Source organism: Pseudomonas sp. NPDC079086 (genome assembly GCF_044542155.1).
Taxonomy (GTDB): domain Bacteria; phylum Pseudomonadota; class Gammaproteobacteria; order Pseudomonadales; family Pseudomonadaceae; genus Aquipseudomonas.
Map to the genome: position 1 here is coordinate 647,179 of NZ_JBITTY010000003.1, position 15,504 is coordinate 662,682.

15 protein-coding genes are annotated in these 15,504 nt (G+C 59.9%); 6 read left to right on the forward strand and 9 right to left on the reverse strand.

Going from position 1 to position 15,504, the window contains the following annotated elements; all coding sequences use genetic code 11:
* The first annotated feature begins 2 nt into the window (after window positions 1–2).
* The 4 genes from ACIGEK_RS17880 (at window position 3) to ACIGEK_RS17895 (ending at window position 4,285) form a co-directional block, all read left to right on the forward strand.
* Window positions 3–929 carry a LysR family transcriptional regulator gene (locus tag ACIGEK_RS17880; protein ID WP_397494609.1) on the forward strand — a complete coding sequence of 309 codons (927 nt, stop codon included), beginning with the start codon at window positions 3–5 and terminating at the stop codon, window positions 927–929.
* A 15-nt stretch (window positions 930–944) separates the two neighbouring features.
* Complete coding sequence (locus ACIGEK_RS17885; protein WP_397494610.1) at window positions 945–1,757, forward strand: alpha/beta fold hydrolase; 813 nt, start codon at window positions 945–947, stop codon at window positions 1,755–1,757.
* Window positions 1,758–1,769: 12 nt separating this feature from the next.
* Window positions 1,770–2,324, forward strand: a complete 555-nt coding sequence (locus ACIGEK_RS17890; protein WP_304882667.1) for a peptidylprolyl isomerase — start codon at window positions 1,770–1,772, stop codon at window positions 2,322–2,324.
* A 128-nt stretch (window positions 2,325–2,452) separates the two neighbouring features.
* Window positions 2,453–4,285, forward strand: a complete 1,833-nt coding sequence (locus tag ACIGEK_RS17895) for an ABC transporter ATP-binding protein (protein WP_397494611.1) — start codon at window positions 2,453–2,455, stop codon at window positions 4,283–4,285.
* A gap of 99 nt (window positions 4,286–4,384) precedes the next feature.
* Here the strand turns inward: ACIGEK_RS17895 and ACIGEK_RS17900 are convergent, their stop codons facing one another.
* The 8 genes from ACIGEK_RS17900 to ACIGEK_RS17935 all read right to left on the reverse strand — a co-directional run bounded on the left by ACIGEK_RS17900 (window position 4,385) and on the right by ACIGEK_RS17935 (window position 11,477).
* Window positions 4,385–5,125 carry an MgtC/SapB family protein gene (locus tag ACIGEK_RS17900; RefSeq protein WP_397494612.1) on the reverse strand — a complete coding sequence of 247 codons (741 nt, stop codon included), beginning with the start codon at window positions 5,123–5,125 and terminating at the stop codon, window positions 4,385–4,387.
* A gap of 72 nt (window positions 5,126–5,197) precedes the next feature.
* A complete protein-coding gene (locus tag ACIGEK_RS17905; protein ID WP_397494613.1) occupies window positions 5,198–6,319 on the reverse strand; it encodes a GNAT family N-acetyltransferase in 1,122 nt (373 codons plus the stop codon).
* Between the two features lie 84 nt (window positions 6,320–6,403).
* A complete protein-coding gene (locus ACIGEK_RS17910) occupies window positions 6,404–7,321 on the reverse strand; it encodes a ParB/Srx family N-terminal domain-containing protein (RefSeq protein WP_397494614.1) in 918 nt (305 codons plus the stop codon).
* Between the two features lie 85 nt (window positions 7,322–7,406).
* Entirely contained in the window at window positions 7,407–8,738 is a 1,332-nt protein-coding gene (locus tag ACIGEK_RS17915; protein WP_397494615.1) for an OprO/OprP family phosphate-selective porin, read from the reverse strand.
* 228 nt (window positions 8,739–8,966) lie between these two features.
* A complete protein-coding gene (locus ACIGEK_RS17920; RefSeq protein ID WP_397494616.1) occupies window positions 8,967–9,566 on the reverse strand; it encodes a DoxX family protein in 600 nt (199 codons plus the stop codon).
* A 50-nt stretch (window positions 9,567–9,616) separates the two neighbouring features.
* Window positions 9,617–10,315, reverse strand: coding sequence for a DUF2063 domain-containing protein (locus ACIGEK_RS17925; protein WP_397494617.1), 699 nt, complete (start codon window positions 10,313–10,315; stop codon window positions 9,617–9,619).
* A complete protein-coding gene (locus ACIGEK_RS17930; RefSeq protein WP_397494618.1) occupies window positions 10,312–11,154 on the reverse strand; it encodes a DUF692 domain-containing protein in 843 nt (280 codons plus the stop codon). Before ACIGEK_RS17930 ends, ACIGEK_RS17925 begins: the two co-directional genes overlap by 4 nt.
* 20 nt (window positions 11,155–11,174) lie before the next feature.
* Window positions 11,175–11,477 (reverse strand): hypothetical protein, encoded by a 303-nt coding sequence (locus ACIGEK_RS17935; RefSeq protein WP_397494619.1) that lies wholly within the window; start codon window positions 11,475–11,477, stop codon window positions 11,175–11,177.
* A 249-nt stretch (window positions 11,478–11,726) separates the two neighbouring features.
* Between ACIGEK_RS17935 and plsB the strand changes: the two genes are divergently transcribed.
* Entirely contained in the window at window positions 11,727–14,210 is a 2,484-nt protein-coding gene (plsB, locus tag ACIGEK_RS17940) for a glycerol-3-phosphate 1-O-acyltransferase PlsB (protein WP_397494620.1), read from the forward strand.
* Between the two features lie 20 nt (window positions 14,211–14,230).
* Window positions 14,231–14,446, forward strand: a complete 216-nt coding sequence (locus ACIGEK_RS17945) for a hypothetical protein (RefSeq protein WP_397494621.1) — start codon at window positions 14,231–14,233, stop codon at window positions 14,444–14,446.
* A gap of 109 nt (window positions 14,447–14,555) precedes the next feature.
* Here ACIGEK_RS17945 and ACIGEK_RS17950 read toward each other — a convergent pair whose 3' ends face one another.
* The gene (locus tag ACIGEK_RS17950; RefSeq protein WP_397494643.1) at window positions 14,556–15,407 is read right to left on the reverse strand and encodes a diguanylate cyclase domain-containing protein; all 852 of its coding nucleotides are present in this window, start codon (window positions 15,405–15,407) and stop codon (window positions 14,556–14,558) included.
* Between the last annotated feature and the right edge of the window lie 97 nt (window positions 15,408–15,504).

A 15,504-nucleotide genomic window follows, 5' to 3' on the forward strand; every position in this document is an offset into this window, starting at 1 on the left:
TTATGAAAGCCCCCCGCGTAACCCTCGACCAATGGCGCACCCTGCAAGCGGTTGTCGATCATGGCGGCTTTGCTCAGGCGGCCGAGGTGCTGCACCGCTCGCAATCCTCGGTCAGCTACACCGTGGCACGTATGCAGGAGCAACTGGGTGTGCCGCTGCTGCGCATCGACGGACGCAAGGCAGTACTGACCGAAGCCGGTGACGTGCTGCTGCGCCGCTCGCGGCAGTTGGTCAAACAGGCCAGCCAGCTGGAAGACCTCGCTCACCATATGGAACAGGGCTGGGAAGCCGAAGTACGCCTGGTGGTCGATGCCGCCTACCCCAACGCCCGCCTGGTGCGCGCGCTGACAGCGTTTATGCCGCAAAGCCGTGGCTGCCGCGTGCGCCTGCGTGAAGAGGTGTTGTCCGGTGTGGAAGAGGTGCTCAAGGACGGCATGGCCGACCTGGCCATCAGCGCGCTGAATATTCCCGGCTTTCTCGGCGCGGAAATGAGCACCGTGGAATTTGTCGCCGTGGCTCACCCTGATCATGCACTGCACCGGCTACAGCGGGTGGTGACGTTTCAAGACCTGGAAGCACAGATGCAGGTGGTGACTCGCGACTCAGGCCGTCAGCAACCCAAGGACGCTGGTTGGCTCGGCGCCGAACAGCGCTGGACCGTCGGCAGCCTGGCCACCGCCGCCACCTTTGTCAGCAACGGCTTGGGCTTTGCCTGGCTGCCGCGTCATATGATTGAGCGCGAACTCAAGGACGGCCTGCTCAAACCCCTGCCACTGGAACAAGGTGGCAACCGTAATCCACTGTTCCTCCTCTATTCGAACAAGGACAAACCCTTGGGCCCGGCCACGCAGATTCTCGTCGAGCTGATCCAGCGCTTCGATGCCGCCCCTTTAAATGCAGCCTTTGCTGCGCCCCTGCCCCCGGCCTGATAAGGAGTCCAGCAGATGTCCTATTTCAATAACGACGACTGCCAGCTGCACTACGAGGAATACGGTCATGGCGCGCCGGTGCTGCTGGTTCACGGCCTCGGTTCGAGCACCCGCGACTGGGAATACCAGATACCCGAGCTGGCCCGCCATTACCGAGTAATCGCCCTCGATGTGCGCGGCCATGGCCGTTCGGACAAACCCCGTGAGCGCTACAGCATCCAGGGCTTTGCCGAGGATGTGGCGGCGCTGATCGAGTACCTGCAATTGCCGCAGGTGCATCTGGTGGGTATTTCCATGGGCGGCATGATCGGCTTTCAACTGGGCGTCGATCGCCCCGAACTGCTGAAGAGCCTGTGTATCGTCAACAGCGGCCCGGAAGTAAAGGCGAAAAGCCCGCGCGACTATATCGAGATCGCCAAGCGCTGGAGCCTGTCGCGCCTGCTTAGCCTCGACACCATTGCCAAGGCCCTGGGCAAACTTCTGTTCCCCAAGCCGGAGCAGGAAGAGCTGCGGCAGAAGATCCTGGTGCGCTGGCCGCAGAACGACAAGCGTGCTTACCTGGCCAGCCTGGATGCGATTATCGGCTGGGGTGTGCGGGAACACCTGGCGCGGATCAGCTGTCCGACCCTGGTGGTCACGGCCGATCGCGATTACACCCCGGTGGCGCAGAAGCAAGCATATGTAGATGAGCTGCCCAATGCGCGCCTGCTGGTGATTGAAGATTCGCGCCACGCCACACCGCTGGACCAACCCGAACATTTCAACAGCAGCCTGCTAGCCTTCCTTGCCGAAGTCGAACAAGCCGCCCCCACTGCCCCGCAACAATAAGGACTACCCCGCATGTTCAAGACACTCACCCTCGCAGCCTGCTCCATCCTGTTTGCCGGCAGCCTGCTGGCCGCAGAAAACCCGAAAGTGCTGCTGACCACCAGCCTCGGTGAAATCGAGATCGAACTGGATGCCGACAAGGCGCCGATCAGCACCGCCAACTTCCTTGCATACGTAGACAGCGGCTACTACGCCGGCACCCAGTTCCACCGTGTGATTCCAGGCTTTATGGTGCAAGGCGGCGGTTTTGATGCCGACATGCAGCAGAAAGATACCCAGGCACCGATCAAGAACGAAGCCGACAACGGCCTGCACAACGTGCGCGGCACCCTGGCCATGGCCCGTACCCAGGTACGCGACTCCGCCACCAGCCAGTTCTTTATCAACCACAAAGACAACGCCTTCCTCGATCACGGCTCGCGCGACTTCGGTTACGCGGTGTTCGGCAAGGTGGTAAAGGGCATGGACGTGGTCGACAAGATCGCCCAGGTGCCGACTGCCAACCGTGGCGGCCATCAGAATGTGCCGCGTGAGCCCGTGCTGATCACTGAAGCCAAGCGTCTCTGATAGCACCCCGCGGAGTGAGCCTGCTCACTCCGCGCGTTTGAGCCCTCCTGCTTTTTTCTGCGCAACACCCACCCTGGCAAACTGGTTAGAATCCGGCGCTACTCCCTGATTTAGGCAGGATGCCTGACATGCTGTTCCGTCGTTTTGAAAACCTGATTGATGCCTTTAAAGCCAGCCCCGACGTCGAACCGCCGGCCGGCATGCTGGCCTTCTACGCCCACTACTTGAGGCAGGTCTGGCCGCTGATGATCGCCGTGCTGGTGGTCGGCTTCGTCGCCGCCTTGATCGAGGTGGCGCTGTTCAGCTTTCTCGGCCAACTGATCGACATGACGCAGACCACCCCGAGTGGCGAGTTCTTCGAGCAGCATCAGTACACGCTGCTGTGGATGCTGCTGGTGGCGCTGGTGATCCGTCCGCTGGTGTTCGGTCTGCACAATCTGCTGACGCACCAGACCATCAATCCTGGCCTGACCAATCTGATCCGCTGGCAGAACCATCGCTATGTGCTCAAACAGAGCCTGAACTTCTTCCAGAACGACTTCGCCGGGCGCATCGCTCAACGCATCATGCAAACCGGCCCCTCGCTGCGCGATTCCGCCATGCAGGTAGTCGACGCGCTCTGGCATGTGCTGGTGTATGCCGCCAGTGCGCTTTACCTGTTCGCAGCGGCCGACCTGCGCCTGATTGCCCCGCTGCTGCTGTGGATCATTGGTTACTGCGCGGCACTCTGGTACTTCGTGCCGCGCATCAAGCAGCGTTCTGCTGCAGCCTCAGCCGCACGTTCAAAAGTCATGGGTCGAGTGGTCGACGGCTACAGCAATATCACTACCCTCAAGCTGTTTGCCCACACCCAGGTTGAGGAGCATTACGCCCGCGATGCCATGCAGGAGCTGCTTGAGAAATTCCGCCTGCAATCACGCATCATCACCACCCTGGACTTTCTGATTACCTGCCTCAATGGCCTGCTAATCGTCGGCACTGGCGCGCTGGCGCTGTGGCTGTGGAGCCAGGAACTGATCAGCACTGGCGCGATTGCCCTGGCGCTTGGCTTGGTGATCCGCATCAACGGCATGGCTGAATGGATCATGTGGGTGGTCAACGGCATCTTTGAAAACGTCGGCACCGTGCAGGACGGCATGCAGACCATCGTCCAGCCGCGCCAGGTGCTCGACCAGGCCGAGGCCAAGCCGCTGCACGTCAGCCAGGGCGCCGTGCAGTTCGACAATATTCACTTTCACTACGGCAAGCGTCACGGGGTAATTGCCGGTCTGAACCTGACGGTGGCACCCGGCGAGAAGATCGGCCTGGTCGGCCCATCCGGCGCCGGTAAATCCACTCTAGCCAACCTGCTGCTGCGCCTCTACGACCTGGAGAGCGGGCGCATCCTCATTGATGGTCAGAACATCGCCGAGGTGACTCAAGAAAGCCTGCGCGCGCAAATCGGCATGGTTACCCAGGACACCTCGCTGCTACACCGTTCAATCCGCGACAACCTGCTCTACGGCAAACCTGGCGCCAGCGAAGAGCAATTGCTCGACGCCGTACGCAAGGCCCGCGCCGACAGCTTTATCCCGCTACTGGACGACGGCATGGGCGGCCATGGTTTCGACGCGCAGATCGGCGAACGCGGGGTGAAACTCTCCGGCGGCCAGCGGCAACGCATCGCCATCGCCCGCGTACTGCTCAAGGACGCACCGATCCTGGTACTGGACGAAGCTACCTCGGCGCTGGATTCGGAAATCGAAGCAGCCATCCAGGAAAGTCTGGATACCCTGATGCATGGCAAGACCGTTATCGCCATCGCCCACCGCCTGTCGACCATCGCGCGCATGGATCGCCTAGTGGTGATTGATCAGGGGCAGATCGTCGAAACCGGCAGCCACAGTCAGCTGATCGCCCAGGGCGGCCTCTATGCGCGACTCTGGCAGCATCAGACCGGAGGTTTTGTCGGCGTCGATTAAAACCTGTTCACGATCTGCTGCGCGTCGGCCCTGCGGCGTTAAAAACAGGACTCTAGCTCGCGAGATCGTGAATAGGCTTTAAGAACGGACTGGCGAAGCTCAGTTACGTGCATGGGCCATCTGAAACTTCGCCACGCCTTCCAGCTGCGCCAGCTCATCGGCCATATCGCTGATCCGCGCGCTCTTCTGCCCGTCCACCGCAACGGCGACAAAGCGCCACTCCAGCTGGCCCTGATCGAAGCTCACGGTGAACGAGCCGCCGGCAATCACGTAGCCGCGCGTACGGGCAATCTCACGCAAACGCGCCTCATGCGGGCGCACAAAGCCAGGAGCGAAACGCAGCACAATGGCAATCGCCGGGCGCGAAGGCAGTCGCGCTTCCAGCTTGGCGCCCCACATCATCAACCCGGCGGAAATCAGGCTAAGCAGCACCGCCGCGCCATAGAAGCCGACGCCGACCAGCACACCAATCGCCGAAGAGGCCCAGATCGACGCCGCCGTGGTCAGGCCGCTGATGCTCATGCCGTCTTTCATGATCAACCCGGCGCCAAGAAAACCAATGCCGGTGACCACACCCTGAATCACTCGCGTCGGGTCGACACTACCCAATGAGTGATCACCCAACCAATGCTGCGGGTATACGCAGAGCACCGTCAACGCGCAGGAGGCCATGCAGACCATGCCATAGGTGCGCATACCCGCTGCCCGGCCATGATAGGAGCGCTCATACCCCACCAGCAGGCCGAGCAACAGCGCGCCGAGCATATTCAGAAACAGGGTCAGATTGACCGCCACGCCCGGCAGCAGCCAGAGCTTATCGACCAAGGCAAATACACTCACAGCACACCTCGCGTAGCAGCGGACATGCTCTGAGCGTAGTTGTCGCGCCACTAAACTGCGCGAGCAGAGGCGCTATTGCCGATACGGCAGCAACTCGCAGGCCTGCTCGGCATAGCCGCGCACACCCTGCTGTTCTTCGGCGAGGAAGTTCGCCACGGCGGCGCGCAGGCCGGGGTGGCAAAGGTAGTGCCAGGAGTGAGTGATGACCGGCTCGAAGCCGCGAATCAGTTTGTGCTCGCCCTGGGCGCCAGCATCGAAGCGTTGCAGGCCATTGGCGATGGCATGGTCCATGCCCTGGTAGAAACAGGTTTCGAAGTGCAGCCGGTCGAACTCTGCCAGGCAACCCCAGTAGCGCCCGTACAGGCTGTCGCCGCCAACCAGGCTAAAGGCCATGGCCACTGGTCTACCGGCCTGATGGGCGAGCACCACACGGATCATCTCAGGCATGCGCTCGGCCAGCAGGCTGAAGAAGGCGCGCGTCAGATAGGGCGACTGGCCACGCACGCGGTAGGTATTGGCGTAACACAGATAGACGAAATCCCACTCCAGCTCGCTGAGCTGATGGCCTTCACGCCAGTCAAATTCGATGCCCTGCCCCGCCACTTGCTCACGCTCTTTGCGCATCTGCTTGCGCTTGCGCGAACTGAGCGCATCGAGAAAGTCCTGAAAGTCCCGATAGCTGCGGTTGCGCCAGTGGAACTGACAACCCAGACGCTGCAGCCAGCCATCGCGCCCCTGCAGCAAGGCATTCTCGGCCTCGGTGGTGAAGTTAATATGCAGGCTCGACAGGCCCTGCTGTTCCAGGCTGTCACTCAGGCCATCAAGCAGGTGCCCGGCCGCCTCCGGTGCGCCCAGCACCCGTTGGCCAGTTACCGGGGAAAAGGGAATTGCGCCGAGCAGCTTGGGGTAATAGTCAATGCCGGCGCGGTGACAAGCATCTGCCCAGCCGTGATCGAACACATACTCACCATAGGAATGGCTTTTCACGTAGCCCGGCATCGCAGCCAGCAGTTGGCTGTGTTCGCCCAATAAAACTGCATGCGCCGGCTGCCAACCACTGCGCTCACCGAGGCTGCCACTGTCCTCCAGGGCCGAGAGAAAAGCGTGACGCAAGAACGGCTGCGCATCAGTCAGCAATCCGTCCCAGTTACTAGCTGTAATCTCATGGATCGAATTCAGGCGGGTCAGCAGCATCAGCAGTAGCTCGGCGAGTCGGGCGAGGCTGCACTATAGCGCCAAGCCCCAGCGCCAGACACCTGCTGAAGCTGACAGACAGCCCTAGCGCGAGGCCTTGTAGGCGATCATATACGGCAACTTCTTGCTGGCCATCTTGCCCATTTCCTTGCGATCAACTGAGGTGTAACCACCCAGCTCGCGAGCCGTGAAACCGCTGTCACCCACGGGGCTATCGGCACCCAGGGCGACCATCAACTTGGCCGCTGCGCCAATTGCGTCTCGGTAGTCGCCCTTATCGCGCAGGTCGTACTCGCTCAGCTTGAGCTGGCCGCGCAACCAATTACCCCAATAGAACTCAAGAAACTCCGGAACCACGTCGCCCGAACGTGGTTTGTCATAGGCCACCTCACGGGTGAAGTACACCAGCGCGCGGTAAGGGTCATCACCCAGGCTGCTCAGACCAAGCTGCGCCGGAATCTGCTCAGGGCTGATCGCCTGGCCCTGACCATCCTTGAGCCAGACCTTGCGGGCGGTCTGCATGCGCGACCAGAAGCTGGCCAAATCCGCGCTGTCGCTGAAGTTGTCGGTGACTTTGACCCACATCTGCAGCTGCGGCCCAGCACCTGGCTGCTCCCACAGTGTGGTGAAGGTGTGGTGGCCATCGGTCAAGTACAGTTGCCCCTCAGGGCCGACCACTACGGTTTTCATCTCACTGCTGTTTGCAGCCACAGCGCCCTGGCAGCTAAAGCTCTCCGGCTGATGCAGATTGGCGCCCTTCGGCACCTTGCGGCTTTCGCCCTGACCATTGGCCTCGCAATACTCATCGAAGAGTTGATTCGGCTCTTTGCTAAACCGACCGAGCTTGTAATAAATCTGGTCATACCCCACCACTGCCTGAGTCGGGTGCAACTGCTCAAGGCGCACCTGCAACAACTCGCCAGGCTTGGCCGCACGGTAATCCTCAGCCACGGCCGCAGCGCTCAAACCCGCCATCAGTAACAACACAGCACAAACGCGCATCGGTCCTTCTCCACATAAAAATTGCGAAAAAAAGCCCCGCACTAGGCGGGGCTCAAAGATAGGAGCAGCAGTTAAGCGGTGTTGCTTAGAACACGTACTGCAGGCGGCCTACGATGGCTTTGCCGTCGTCTTCTACTTTGTAGGACTTACCATTCTTAACAACGCTGGCATTGGTGTTGATGTTGTCAACTTGGTAGTCAACATAGTTCAAGCTCATGCGCACGGCTGGCGTGGCGAAGTAGTTGACACCGACCACAACCGCATCAGCTGTGAAGTCACTGTTGGTATTCTGTGCAACAACACCCACGATACCGCTCATCAGCTGACCTGGAACAGCAGCTGGGTCTGCATCAATGGTGCTGCTTTCATAGCGCGCAAAAACTTCAAAAGTGCCCTTCATATCAGTTGGCTTATCCCACTTGCCCACACCGGCTTTATAGCCACGAGCGCCACCGATCATGTAGGAAACTTGGCCGTAGTAGCCGCTAGCATCTACGTCAGCATCAACGCCACCGGCAGTCTCGCCAGATACCTGACGCTGGAAGTATTCAGCAGCGGCGCGGAACGAACCAAACTGAGCGCCAGCTTCCAATACCCACTCAACATCTTTATCGGTCTTGGCCGTGCTGCCGAAAGCGATACGCGCGTCGTCATCGCTACGGATACCCATGCGGGTACGTACGCTGGAGCCGTTATCGTCTGGATTGTTGCTGTGATAGTTAGCACCCAAGTGGATTACGTCGGTGCCGTTCAGGTATGGCGCCCAGTTGGCACGCAGGGTGTAACCGAACAGCTCATCATTGCCGTCAGTTTCTTTCTTGTCGTAGTTGGCGACTTGGGCCATCAGGCCGTAGTTGTCACCGGTGTGCATGACGTTGACACCGAAGGAAGCATCTTCGTCGCCATTGAGGAAGTCATACATGAACGGGCGTTCGATGGCGGTGATCCAGGACGAACTGGTGGTATTTTCCAGACCGTAGTCCACACCAAAACGACCTACAGTTATGTCTGCGATGTCAAAGCCGGTGTAGGTGATGTAAGCGCGATCGACATCAGTACCGCCTTCATAACCGTCATAGGACAGACGTACGCCCCAGCCCCAGTCTTTGTAAGCCACGCCTTCCAGACCAATTTCACCGCGGCGGATGAACGTGTTGAAGGTGTCATCGAAGGGATCAGTCTGGCGGCCAGCCATCAAGCCGTCAAAATTGGTGGCATCCCACTGCAGCTTACCGCCCAGCTTGAAGCTGAATTCTTTGTCAGTGGTGGCGACTTCCAGGCCACCCTTGGTCTTGATCACGAGATCGGCGCCGTCAGTGCTGACGGTACCGGCGAAAGCCTGGGCGGAAACGGCCAGGGCCAGAGCGCTGGTTGCGAAGCCGGCCATTACTCCACGAAAGCTGTGCTTACGGATCATCGAAGATTCCTCTAAATGGACTTTTAAGTGTTGAAAACACCCGAGCGCTGGGGCTCGTTCGTGCTGGAGGGAATCTTGGCGGCGGGATATTTCACGGCAGTTGCTGATATATAAATATTTGATTACAGCGGAACTTTTTACTTCCTTTGCCTATAAGCAGTGAGAACTGCTCTAGACCGGCCTTTGCCAACGGCCCGCACGCCCTTGCAGCGGCGGGCCAGGTTTAACTCAAGATTGTTTGCGTAATGCCTTGCCCAGCCAGTAATCCAGGCTTAGCCAGCGCCCGGCACCGCTGAAAAACAGCACCACCAACATCACTAGATAGGTGGCGGCAAACTCAATGCCGTTGTTCAGCACCACCAGCTTGCCGCTGCTGGTCAGCCAGTCGTAATTGCCATGTTCCTTGAGCAGCTCGCGGGCCCGCGCAATTTTCTCTACCGAGCCCATGACCCGCTCATTGGCGAACGGCGCGCTGGCATCGGCAATCGCCTGCCAGCCGAAGGGCAGGTGCACGGCGAAGATCGCCACCAGCATGGTGACGATCAGCGGAATGCTCACCCAGCGCACCGCCAGGCCGAACAACAACAGCAGCGCACCACCCGCCTCGGTTAAGGCGGCGGCCCAGGCCAGCAGCTCGGGGAATGGCAAACCCAGGCCCCAGTCCGGATTGCCGAACCAGGCGGCAGTCGCGTCGATATCCGCCAATTTGTGCGTGCCAGCCATCCAGAACACCGGCACCTGATACAGGCGCAGCAGCAGGGGGCCAATGAAATCCAGGCGGCGAGTAGCGTCCAGGGCGTCCTGGAGTCGGTTGAATAAGCTCAGCATGATGAGTCTCCACAAGCCGGTGTACGGCACCGGGGTCGATATACGTGGGGTTAAAGGTGCCAGATACCCTGGCTTTGCCAGTCATCCAGCAGGATTTGGGCGTTTCTGAAATAGTGCTTGTCCGCCGGTAAGCCATGGCTTTGGGCAAGGTCGTACAACGCCGACTTAGCCTCTGCACCCGCCTGTAGACGCACCGCCAGTTGATAGGCGAACGGGCTCAGTTGCATAAAGCGCACCTTGTCCTGCCCATCCCGCCAGACCAGCAAACAAGTCGGCTCGCCAGGAGGTTTGGCTGGCTGGAAGTCGACACCAATGCGCTGCACTGGCCACTGATACGCCAGCGGCCAGGCCAGTAGCGACCAGCCCTGCTCCGGCAACTCGGCCTCGCTGACATCCAACGCCAGCTCGACCCATTCGTAATGCGCCAGTTCGAGGATAAACGGCGGATCACCCGGCTCAGCGACATAGCCCTGCTGCAACCAGGCGAGAAATTCCTGACTGATCTGCAGAAAATACGGCGTGTGCGCCTGATGTTCGGCGATAAAGCTGCGCACCAGGCGCTGCCAGCGGCTGGCCTCGATTAGCCGGTGCAGCACCGGAAAGGCGCCGCTGATAAAGCCTTCGATATTGTTGAAAAACAGCGCTTCATACACCGCCATACGCTCGACGCTGATGCAGTCGAGCAGCGGCTGCTCTGCCGGTTGGCGAATACGCGCGGCAAAAGCGCGCTGTGCTTCGACGCCACTCATGTTCCGTAACTCCGCAAAGGAGCCGCAGCCGCTTGCAGCTGGCGAATCTGCGCCACCTCGGCGTACAACTCGGCAATCGGCGGGAAGTTGAAATCGCGTTCCAGCAGAGTCGGACGCACGCCATGCACAGCATAGGCCTGCTCCAGCAACGCCCACACAGGGTCGATCACGGGCGCGCCATGGGTGTCGATCTTCAGATCACTGGCCTGGTCGTAATGCCCGGCCACATGCAGATAGGCGATGCGCGTACTGGGCATGCTGGCGATATACGCCTGCGCATCGAAGTTGAAATTGATGCTGTTGACGAAGACGTTGTTCACGTCCAGTAACAGCTGGCAGTCGGCTCGCTCCAGCACCGCGCAGACAAACGCAGCTTCATCCAGCTCGCCCGGCAGCTGTGCATAGGCCGACACGTTCTCGATGATCAACGGCCGCTCCAGTACGTCCTGCACGACGCGCACCCGCTCGGCAATGCGCAGCACCGATTCCTCGGAAAACGGCAGCGGCATCAGGTCATACAACTGCCCATGGTCGGCGCAGGCCGACAGATGCTCGCTGTAACCGCGCACACCATGCAGATCAAGAAAGCCCTTGATGGCCTTAAGCAGCTCAATATCCAACGGGGCAAAACCACCGAGGTTGAGGGACAGGCCATGGCAGAGCAGCGGCAGGCGTTCGCTCAGGGCACGCAACTGCTTACCCAAGCGGCCACCCACACCGATCCAGTTCTCCGGTGCCACTTCTAGGAAATCCAGATCGTGTGAGCTGCATTCCTGTAGTGCGCCGAGCAAGCCGCGACGCAAACCCAGCCCGGCACTATTGACGAAATCTGCCTGCATATCCTGCCCCTGAATCTCAGTTATTCGGCTTTGTCAGCGCCGCACTTGCCTTCACCGCACTTACCTTCGCCATCGGCCTTAGCCTTGGCTTCGCCACCGCATTTGCCCTCGCCACACTTGCCTTCGCCTTCGGCCTTCTTCATTTCACCGCCGCACTTACCTTCGCCACAGCTGCCTTCAGCGGTTTTCTCAACCGCGGCCAAGCTGTAACCGCTGCTCAATTCCTGCGCAGCAAAGGGATTGCTGGCGGCCTGCACGCTAAACGCAGCGCTGCTCAGCAGTGCTACACCCAAGGAAGCAACAACAGTGTTCAGATGTTTCATGGCAACTCTCCAATAATCGTTAACAGTGGCAGCCAATTGGCTCCCTCGGCCCAATAGACGGAGCCGATCAGCGACTGTTACAACCCCTGGAGAAATATTTCATAGACGGCTGCCGCCCACGCCCGAAGACGTTGCAGTCCGTCTGCCGCTAAACGTCGTTAATCCCGCGAAGATTTTTGCCGCCGGCCAACTGATCCGGCACACTACGCCCCCCGAGCAAATGCTCGTTTTCAAGCCTGCAGACTCCGTATGACCCGATCTCCGCTCCGCCGTCTCGTTTTTGGCACCCTGCGCCGAGTGCTGTACCTCTGGGTACGCTCGGAAACCATTAACCAGTCGGCCTTTACCCTCAAGCTCGACCGCAGCAAGCCGGTGTTCTACGTGCTGCAGCAGCCGTCGCTGAGTGACCTGGCAGTGGTCGATACGGAGTGCCGCAAGGCCGGGCTACCGCGCCCAGTCCTGCCGGTCACGGTGGGTAACCTGGAAGAGCCAGCGGCGTTCTTCTACCTGACGCCAGAGCCCGACTGGCTCGGCCGTCAGGACAAACGCGGCATCTCGCCCACTTTGCAGCGTCTGGTCAGCGCGCTGAGCCAGCATGCAGTGGACGATGCGCAGATCATTCCGGTCAGCGTGTTCTGGGGCCAGTCGCCCGACCGTGAAACCAGCCCGTGGAAGCTGCTATTTGCTGACAGCTGGGCGGTTACCGGGCGTCTGCGCCGCCTGATCAGTATCCTGATTCTCGGGCGCAAAACCCGCGTGCAATTCTCCACGCCGATCCATATGCGTGAGCTGGTCGAGCAGGACAAAGGCCACGAGCGCACCCTGCGCATGGTCCAGCGCATCCTGCGCGTGCACTTCCGCAATCAGAAGGCCGCCGTGATCGGCCCGGACGTCTCGCACCGTCGTAACCTGGTCAAAGGCTTGGTGCACGGCCCGCAGGTTCGCCAGGCGATCATCGAAGAGGCCGAGCGTGAAGGCATCAGCCTGGAGAAGGCCGAAAGCCAGGCCCTGCGCTATGGCAACGAGATCGCCTCGGACTACACCTACACCGCCATTCGCTTCCTCGAACTGGTGCTGAGTTGGTTCTGGAACAAAATCTACGACGGCATCAAGGTCAACCATATCGAGGGCGTGCAGGAAGTCGCTCAGGGCCATGAGGTGATCTATGTGCCCTGCCACCGCAGCCATATCGACTACCTGCTGCTGTCCTACCTGCTGTTCCGCAACGGCCTGACGCCGCCGCATATCGCCGCCGGTATCAACCTCAACATGCCGGTGATCGGCGGTCTGCTGCGCCGTGGTGGTGCGTTCTTTATGCGCCGCACCTTCAAGGGCAACCCGTTGTACACCGCAGTGTTCAACGAATACCTGCATACCCTGTTCAGCAAGGGCTTCCCGGTCGAATACTTCGTTGAAGGCGGGCGTTCACGTACCGGGCGCATGCTGCAACCGAAAACCGGCATGCTGGCCATCACCATGCGCAGTTTCCTGCGCAGCAACCGCCTGCCGGTGGTGTTCGTGCCGGTGTATATCGGCTATGAGCGCGTCCTGGAAGGCCGCACCTACCTGGGCGAGTTGCGCGGCGCGAGCAAGAAGAAGGAGTCGATATTCGACATCTTCAAGGTCATCGGCGCGCTCAAGCAGCGCTTTGGCCATGTCTGGGTCAACTTTGGCGAGCCAATCAAGCTCGCCGAATTCCTCGACAGTGAGCAGCCCGACTGGCGCGAGCAGGACTACGGCACGCAGTACCGCCCGGCCTGGCTTAATGAAGCCACCAATAACCTTGGCGAGCGCGTGGCCCAGCACCTTAACGAGGCGGCGGCGATCAACCCGGTCAACCTGGTGGCCCTGGCGCTGCTCTCCACCAGCAAATTAGCGCTGGATGACCGCGCGTTGGCGCGTGTGCTCGATCTCTATTTAGCCCTGCTGCGCACCGTACCCTACTCGCCGCACACCACCCTGCCGGACGGCAACGGCCAGACGCTGATCGAATACGTGCAGAAGATGGACCTGCTCGCCGAACAGAAGGACGCCCTCGGCAAGATCCTCTACCTGGACGAGCACAACGCCGTTCTGATGACCTACTACCGCAACAACGTGCTGCACATCTTCGCCCTGCCGGCGCTGCTGGCGAGCTTCTTCCAGAGCAGCGCCCGGATGAGCCGCGAGCAGATCCTGCGCTTTACCCGCGCGCTTTACCCCTACCTGCAAGCCGAGCTGTTTATCCGTTGGAACCTGGATGAACTGGACGGCGTGGTCGATCAGTGGCTGGCTGCTTTCGTTGAACAGGGCCTGCTCAAGCTCGATGGCGACATGTACGTGCGCCCGGCGCCAAGCTCGCGCGAGTTCGTCCTGCTCACCCTGCTGGCCCGCGCCATCGTGCAGACCCTGCAGCGCTTCTACATGGCCACCGCCCTGCTGCTGAATGCCGGGCAGAACGCGATTAGCGCCGAAGAGCTGGAAGACCTCTGCACCGTAATGGCCCAGCGCCTGTCGATCCTGCATGGCCTCAACGCCCCGGAGTTCTTCGACAAGAGCCTGTTCCGCCACTTTATCCAGAGCCTGCTCGACCAGGGCGTGCTGCGTCAGGACGAAGCCGGCAAGCTCAGCCACCACCCGCTGCTCAGCGAACTGGCTGAAGGCGCGGCCAAGCGCGTGCTGCCGGCAGAGATTCGCCTGTCGATTCGCCAAGTGGCCATGGATCGCAACGAGGATGTCGCCGAGCCGGCGTAAACCGGCACGGCCACTGCGTTATGGGCGAAGCCAACGAAAACGCCGCGCGGCCGTCTCGCGCGGCGTTTCATCAAGCCAATCATGCCCGCGCCGAAGCCGAAGCACTGCGCCTGCTAGCCGCTAAAACTGAACGGGGTGGAGCCTGGTTGAGTTGGGTAGCAGCAGAACTGTATGCCCTCACACCTGCCGCTTATGCGCAGATGGTGCGGCGTGAGTTGCAACGTCTGAGCCGCTAACGCCACAGGTAGAGAAACGACGCGGGACAGTTAGAGCACCAGCACCCGGTCTAAACTTGCTGAATTAACGGGTGCTGCGCCGGAAAAGAAGGTGCAGGTTATATCGGCCTTACTGCATATCAGCCAGCGAGCACGAACTAACGCGAGCGCGCCCCGCTTGCTTGGCCTGATAGAGCTGCCGGTCAGCCTCCGCTACAACCGTTGCGGATGTAGTCCCAGCAGTCGGCACAATAGTCGCCACCCCAAGCGAAACAGTCAGTACCTGATCGACTGCAGAATCCAAGTGCTCAAGCTTGAGCGCCCGCACGCTCTCTAGCATGCACTCAGCAATCTTTACGGCATCAATCAGATTGGTATTGGGCAGCACACAGGCAAACTCTTCGCCGCCATAACGCGCTAATAAATCGTATGGTCGCCTGATAGCACTACCCAGTGCTTTGGCAACAGCCTGCAAGCCAGCATCTCCTTGTAGATGGCCATAACGGTCGTTGTAACGTTTGAAGTGATCAACATCAATCAAGATCACTGACAACGGCGCTTGCTCTCGCTGGCATTGCCGCCAATCAAGAGCCAGCTCTTCATCGAATTTACGTCGATTGGCAACACCTGTCAGGCCATCCAACAGCGCGAAGGAGCGCAAGATGTCAGTTTGCTGCTTAAGCGTCAGGTGGGTGTTAACCCGCGCTTTTACAATCACGGGGTTGATCGGTTTGACGATAAAATCCACCGCACCCAGTTCAAAACCGCGCACTTCATCCTGCTCTTCGCCCTGAGCGGTAACAAAGATGATCGGGATGTCGCGTGTTTCTGGATCGTCTTTAAGTCGACGGCATACCTCGTGGCCGTCCAGCCCATCCATATGCACATCAAGCAGTACCAGATCCGGCAATACGGTGCGGCAGGTCTGCAACGCTTGCTCACCGTCGGTAGCCATAAAAATTTCGCACTCGTCACGAAACAGTTTGAATCGCCCCTAGTTTCGTAGACACCTCCAGGCCTCATAATACGGTCCATTAGGAGGTGCCATGAGCAACCCGCGTTATCCCGAAGAATTCAAA